General features: G+C 44.0%; 5 protein-coding genes. 3 read left to right on the top strand and 2 right to left on the bottom strand.

The genetic code is table 11. The features are described 5' to 3' along the window. Positions 1–150 precede the first annotated feature (150 nt). A complete protein-coding gene (locus AB6C75_RS08385; protein WP_372107549.1) occupies positions 151–648 on the bottom strand; it encodes a response regulator in 498 nt (165 codons plus the stop codon). Beyond that, positions 641–2,584: an ATP-binding protein gene (locus tag AB6C75_RS08380; RefSeq protein WP_372107548.1), complete on the bottom strand. Its 1,944-nt coding sequence runs from the start codon at positions 2,582–2,584 to the stop codon at positions 641–643. Before AB6C75_RS08380 ends, AB6C75_RS08385 begins: the two co-directional genes overlap by 8 nt. A gap of 183 nt (positions 2,585–2,767) precedes the next feature. On the opposite strand from AB6C75_RS08380, the gene AB6C75_RS08375 reads away from it, so the two are divergent. The 3 genes from AB6C75_RS08375 to AB6C75_RS08365 all read left to right on the top strand — a co-directional run bounded on the left by AB6C75_RS08375 (position 2,768) and on the right by AB6C75_RS08365 (position 6,047). Beyond that, on the top strand, positions 2,768–4,030 hold the full coding sequence (locus AB6C75_RS08375; protein ID WP_372107547.1) for a DUF945 family protein: 1,263 nt from the start codon (positions 2,768–2,770) through the stop codon (positions 4,028–4,030). Between the two features lie 163 nt (positions 4,031–4,193). Next, positions 4,194–5,288: a 3-phosphoserine/phosphohydroxythreonine transaminase gene (gene serC / locus AB6C75_RS08370; protein ID WP_048611612.1), complete on the top strand. Its 1,095-nt coding sequence runs from the start codon at positions 4,194–4,196 to the stop codon at positions 5,286–5,288. 66 nt (positions 5,289–5,354) lie between these two features. Further along, positions 5,355–6,047, top strand: coding sequence for an MOSC domain-containing protein (locus AB6C75_RS08365; protein WP_372107546.1), 693 nt, complete (start codon positions 5,355–5,357; stop codon positions 6,045–6,047). The last annotated feature ends 50 nt before the right edge of the window (positions 6,048–6,097 follow it).

Here is a 6,097-nt window from a genome sequence, read left to right as displayed (position 1 = left end):
TGGCTACCGATGTATTGTTGAACGCGAAATGTACAGCAAAGATCAACACGCCCTAAATACACTTAGTGTCAAAGATGCATCGCGACTAACTAATCGCTATTCATCATCTAATCACTATTCAGCAAACAACCTCTATTTACCAACCTATCGCTATTCACTGAAACTAGTTCGCCTGTCTGACATTGATGTCAGTATTCGCTCAGTATCTAAAATGGAAGTCCAGTTTAACAACTGCTTGTCGTTTGCAATGACATAGTCAGTCAATTGTTGAGTAATCGTGTCTCTCAGTTGGTCGCCTTGCCAAGGTTTTGAAATATAGAAATCAAGTGCTGCGTTGTTAATGGCCGTGACGGTATCTTCTAGCCCAGCTTGCCCGGTGAGCAACAGCTTACGCGTTGGTTTAGTCGCGTCGTGTTGGTTGAGTTCGATCAGAAAATCGATGCCGGTCTTTTCTGGCATGATGTGGTCGCACAAGATTAAAGCGAGCTTAATACCATCTTGTCCCATTTCTTTGATGACTTGCTTGGCTTCATCGACAGACTCAGCACCTTCAACCAGAAAGTTCTCTTCAAATATCGCCAAGTCCTGAAGGACACTATTGAGAACTTCAGGTTCATCATCAACACATAAAATTAGGTACTTATTCATGAGGTGCTCCTTCTTGTTTGAATGGAAGCCACACTTGCATGTTTGTATGACTGCCTACCTCTGACTCCACCAAAATAAACCCTTGATGAGCCGAAACAATTTGTTGAGAAATGGATAACCCAATCCCTAAACCAAAGTTGCCTTCTTTTTTGGTCGTGAAATTTGGGTAGAAAATGGTGTTGATGTCTTCTTTGGCAATGCCGTGGCCAGTATCGGAGATTTGCACCACAAGAAACGCGTCGTCGCCTTTTGTCTGTTGAGAGGTAGTAATGGACACTCTCCCTCGTTCAGAAAGGGCATCGAGTGCATTGGAGATAAGGTTGGTCCATACTTGTTGTAGCGAGAGCGACTGGCACAATAAAGGCGGTAAGTCGGTGTCGTAATGCTTTTCGAGTTGGTGATGTTTAAGCCTGTTTTCGAAGATCACTAAGGTATCTTCAAGCCCTTCGTGTATATCTGTGTAGTGGCGAACTTCTTCATCTTCTCTAGCATAGCTTTTTAGGCTTTTGACCATATCGGCAATACGCTTGCTGCACACTTGAATTGAGCGGATAGAGTTTCCAACATAGTGGTAATGTTCTAAGTCATTGAGCAGCTCTTTGCCTGCGACAGGGGACTCTTTTAATGTGTCTAAAACCTTAGAGTCTTGGCTTAGGTTTAGTCTCACGGCTTTTTTTGCTAAAGCACGGTCATCAATCGTCGACGTAAGATGCTTTACGAGCAGTCTTTCTTGAGCCGTCGATAGTGGCTTAGCTAACTTTGAATGTGCCAGTACGTCAGTCCCTTTATTGGACTCTGGAACGGATAGGTTTGCCAATATCTGGTCGAGATGTTCTGACAGAGTTTCGATGCTTCTTAATATGGCTGCAATCGGGTTATTTAGCTCATGTGCGACTCCCGCGACTAGCTGCCCAAGCATCGCCATTTTCTCTTTTTCGATCAGTTGTTGATGGGCTGATTCTAACGATTCCAGTGTTTGCTGGAGTTTGATCTTATTGGTGATGCTGCGTTGCAAACGTCTATTGAAATGACGAAGCAATAGATTGGTAAATAAAGGCAGCAGGGTATTGTTTGAATGCATCACCTGAGCAAAGCTATCTTTATCCAGCTTGATAACGCGTGTTTGCGTTAGGGTGATCGCGGTAGAAAACGAAGGCTCACCTGTCACAAATGACATCCCGCCGACAATGTTCCCCTTGGAGTGACGTACCACTTCCCGTTGTTGCCCAAGTTCATCTTTCTTATAAAGAGCCGCTTCACCCTCAATGATCAGCCATAAAAAGCGATTGTCTTCGCCTTCCACAGTGAGCAAATGCTCGGGGGAATAGTCACGAATGGCCTTGGTTTTATCATCTTTTGAAAACACTTCTTGTAAGGCACTGACGACACGCTCTGCAAGGGCGTTATCCGAAAGCTGGTGGTAATCGTGAATGAAACCCGATTGGAAAGAGTGAATCTTTTGTTCAATGTGCGCTCTGAGTAAGCGCTGCTGGTCGAGTGCGTCGCTGTAAGACAACAGGTTTTCTGAGTCGTATTGGATAACAAAAGAAGTCAGCTCTTTTTGCGCTGATTTGAATAGAACCTGATCTTGAACCGGCTTGGTTAGACAGTGGTTGAGCCTGCCTTCATTTACAGCGGTTAGAATGGATTGAATGTCTGACGAAGCGCTGACTAATATCGTTCTTGCGGTATTACTATGGGGCAGCTGTTCGAGTTCAATCAGAAATTGCACGCCATTAAATTCAGAATGATGATGAGTGATCACCAAGGCTACGGTTTGGTTGTGATCATGAATATCTTCTAATGCGTGATGTGCGTCTTCTATGTTCTCGGCAGTATAAATATCGAATACAGAAGCCAACGGAGCCAGCTCCGAACGTATTCTTTCAATGCTAACCGGATTATTGTCCAAACAGATAACAGCGTATTGATTCACAGCTCAACCTTAATAGTAGCGACGTCTCAAGCCTAGCAAGAATCGCCTAATAAGGATGAGAGCTAGCCGCTAATTTATTGAGGCAATCGAAGTATCGAGCAATAGACTGATTTAACTCAATGTTTCTTGTTTGCTACTGATGGGTTAGACTAAAAAAAACAGACACGTGTAGAAAGAGAACTCATGGAACAGTTAAGAAAAATTGGTGCAATTGGCGGCGCAATCTCATTGGCACTTTGTTGGCCACTAGCGGTTGGCCAAATTGGACAAAATGCTATTACCGATGGCGTTGCAAAGCTTAACAATTCAAGCATTCAAGCTGAGATCGTGGAATACGATAGAGGTTACTTGTCTTCCAACGTAACCACTCGTTTAACTGTTACGGATGAAAACCTGAAAGAGCAACTTGCGATTGATGGGCTACCGAGTGAGTTTGTCATCAATAGTGCGGTTAGCCATGGTTTGGTGAGCCTAAATGCACTGTCGACGTTTGAGAATACCGATATTCTGCCTTTAACTCTGACGACTAGTACTGAGCTAAACGGCAACACTGACTTTAACTTCGAGTTAAGCCAGTTCAATCATCAAGGTTCTGATGAGAATGGTACGTCGGTATCGATCACTAAATCGAATCTTTCTGGCCATGCGACTGTTTTAGGCCAAGTTGATTACGAGCTTTCAATCCCTTCAGTTCAAATTGATTTTGAAACCGGTGAAGAGGTAACGCTGTCTAATCTGAAAGGTGTGGGTTCAGGCCAACAAGCGAAAGGCTACTGGTTAGGTACTCAGAATTTTACTATCGATAGCTTCTTGGTTTCAGACTCTGCAATGCAGCCTTTCATGACCATTGAAAACTCTAAGTACGATTTTGAATCACATCTAGATGAAGCTACTAAGCGTCTGCGCAGCAACCTCAAGTTGGATATCGCAAACATCGAGACCAATGAAGGCCAGTTGAACAACCTAAACGTCGATTTTGAAATGTCGAAGCTGGATAGCGAGTCGTTTGAGAAAATCTTTGAGATTTACCAATCTAATCCTGTGATGACGCAAGAAGACGTTGCAGAGATCATTCCATTTATCGATATCCTGTTTACTAAAGGTTTCGACCTTTCAATGAACAACATGTCACTAGAGCTAGGTAAAGGACAGTTCGAATCTAAGTGGTTGGTGAGCGTACCGGAAGGGACAGAAAACATCAGCAGCAACCCTTCGATGATCATGCCGGCATTAACGGGTAACGTTCACTCTAGCTTCTCAAATGAGCTTGTTGAAGAGTACCCATTCATCCGTGAAGGTATCGATGAATTGCTTGTGATGGAAATGATCAAGGAAACAGAAAGTGGTTATGAAATCAGCGCTGACTTAGAAAATGGAAACCTAGTGTTCGAAAATGGACAAGAAATTCCATTAATCGCTCTACTTATGCCGGTTTTTGTTCAATAAACAGAACAGGCTTGAATACTGATAGGGTGATTTAGCAGGTTAAGCTTAAACATTTTATACGGTACAAAACAAAAGAGGTCTTAAGACCTCTTTTGTTGTTTTTATGTTGGGTAAAACATGGTATTACTTGCGTAGTTATTATTTAGCAGGAGCAATCATCCCCATGGAACTTACATTAGATAACGTATTCAACTTCAGTGCTGGCCCAGCTGCACTGCCTAAACCGGTAATGAAACAAGCGCAGGCGGACTTTATTGATTGGAATGGTTTAGGGACTTCCGTGATGGAAATCAGCCATCGCAGCAAGGAATTTATTCAAGTTGCTGACGAGTCCGAACAGGACCTACGTGATCTTCTGAACATCCCAGACAACTACAAAGTTCTTTTCTGTCAGGGGGGCGCTCGTGCTCAATTCGCTGCTGTTCCTCTAAACCTTTTAGGTGACGCGACGAAAGCGACTTACATTGATGCGGGTTACTGGGCAGAAAGTGCAGTGACTGAAGCGAGCAAATATTGCGAAATCGATGTATTCAACGCGAAGACGTCAATTGATGGCAAAGCAGCGGTTGTTCCAGCTAAAGATTGGAAAATCGACCCGGAAGCGGCGTATGTACATTTCTGTCCGAACGAAACCATCGATGGTATTGAAATCAGCGAACTTCCTCAAACGGATAAGCCAATCGTAGCGGACATGTCATCTAACATTCTGTCTCGTAAGATTGACGTGTCTCAGTACGGTGTTATCTACGCGGGCGCACAAAAGAATATTGGCCCAGCCGGTATCTGCATTGCAATCGTACGTGATGATCTACTCGAACTCGCAAACGACGTGTTGCCGAGTATTCTGAACTACAAAGTACTTGCTGAAAAAGACTCAATGTTCAACACACCACCAACGTACGCTTGGTACCTATCAGGCCTTGTGTTCAAGTGGCTGAAAGCTCAAGGTGGCGTTGAAGCGATGGAGTTGGTGAATAAAGAGAAAGCAGCGTTGCTTTACGGTGCAATTGATAGCTCAGCTTTCTACAAAAACGATGTTCACACTGCAAACCGTTCTAGAATGAACGTGCCGTTCCAACTGGCGAAACCTGAGTTAGATGGCAAGTTCCTAGAATTGGCTGATGCCGCAGGTCTGAAATCGCTAAAAGGTCATAGAGCAGTAGGTGGAATGAGAGCTTCACTTTACAACGCAATGTCTCTGGAAGGCGTTCAAGCACTGGTTAGCTTCATGAAAGATTTCGAAGAGAAGTACGCTTAATTAAGGCGTATTTCACAATAAGAGGAGCGAAAGCTCCTCTTTTTTTACTTGCTGAAAAGGAAGGGTATGAAGAAGTTAGGTACAGTAAACAGTGTTTTGGGCGGTAAGGTTGTTGCTTTTGCTCACGGTACACAGAGTGCTATCAATAAGCAGGTTTTATCTGAGCGCCAATACACCACTGAGCTTGGATTTATTAACGATGAGCAAGGCGACCCTCGCTTTCATGGTGGTATTCGGAAAGCCCTTCATATCTACCCAAGCGAGCACTACTTAATTTGGCAGGAGGAGTTGGGCGACAAAGCAATCTTCCAATCTGAAGGTGCATTTGGTGAGAACATAAGTTCAAGTGGGGTGACTGAAGCTTCCATTTGTTTAAAAGATAAGATTCGAATTGGTTCAACCTTGCTGGAAGTTTCACAAGGTCGTATGCCTTGTTGGAAGCTCAATGTACGATTCGATCAAAATGATATGGCGAAAAGGCTACAAGACACCCTTCGAACTGGCTGGTACTTCCGTGTTTTGGAAGAGGGTGATATCGGCTCCGGCGACGAGATTATCCTGTGTGAAAGACCTTACCCAGAATGGCCGTTAAGCCGGGTTATGGGTGCGGTGTTCACGGGTTGTTTGGATAAACAAGAGCTTAGAGAATTGGCGGAGCTGCCTCTAGTGGAATCTTGGGGCTCGCTCGTAGAACGTCGACTTCAAACTGGCGAAGTTGAAGGTTGGGAAATGAGATTGGTTGGCCCGACAGCCGAGTAGACTTTCTATTCATGCTTAAAAGACAATCATGCGCAAAACAAAACGCTCAC

This window comes from Vibrio sp. 10N.237.312.B06 (assembly GCF_041464685.1).
GTDB lineage: Bacteria > Pseudomonadota > Gammaproteobacteria > Enterobacterales > Vibrionaceae > Vibrio > Vibrio tasmaniensis_A.
Note: the sequence above shows the minus strand (reverse complement) of the source record. Positions and strands in the feature narration are given on the sequence as shown.

Excerpts from the sequence above, each read along its gene's own strand:
- serC (WP_048611612.1), top strand. The coding sequence starts at position 4,194 with ATGGAACTTACATTAGATAACGTATTCAACTTCAGTGCTGGCCCAGCT.
- AB6C75_RS08375 (WP_372107547.1), top strand. The coding sequence starts at position 2,768 with ATGGAACAGTTAAGAAAAATTGGTGCAATTGGCGGCGCAATCTCATTG.
- AB6C75_RS08385 (WP_372107549.1), bottom strand. The coding sequence starts at position 648 with ATGAATAAGTACCTAATTTTATGTGTTGATGATGAACCTGAAGTTCTC.
- AB6C75_RS08365 (WP_372107546.1), top strand. The coding sequence starts at position 5,355 with ATGAAGAAGTTAGGTACAGTAAACAGTGTTTTGGGCGGTAAGGTTGTT.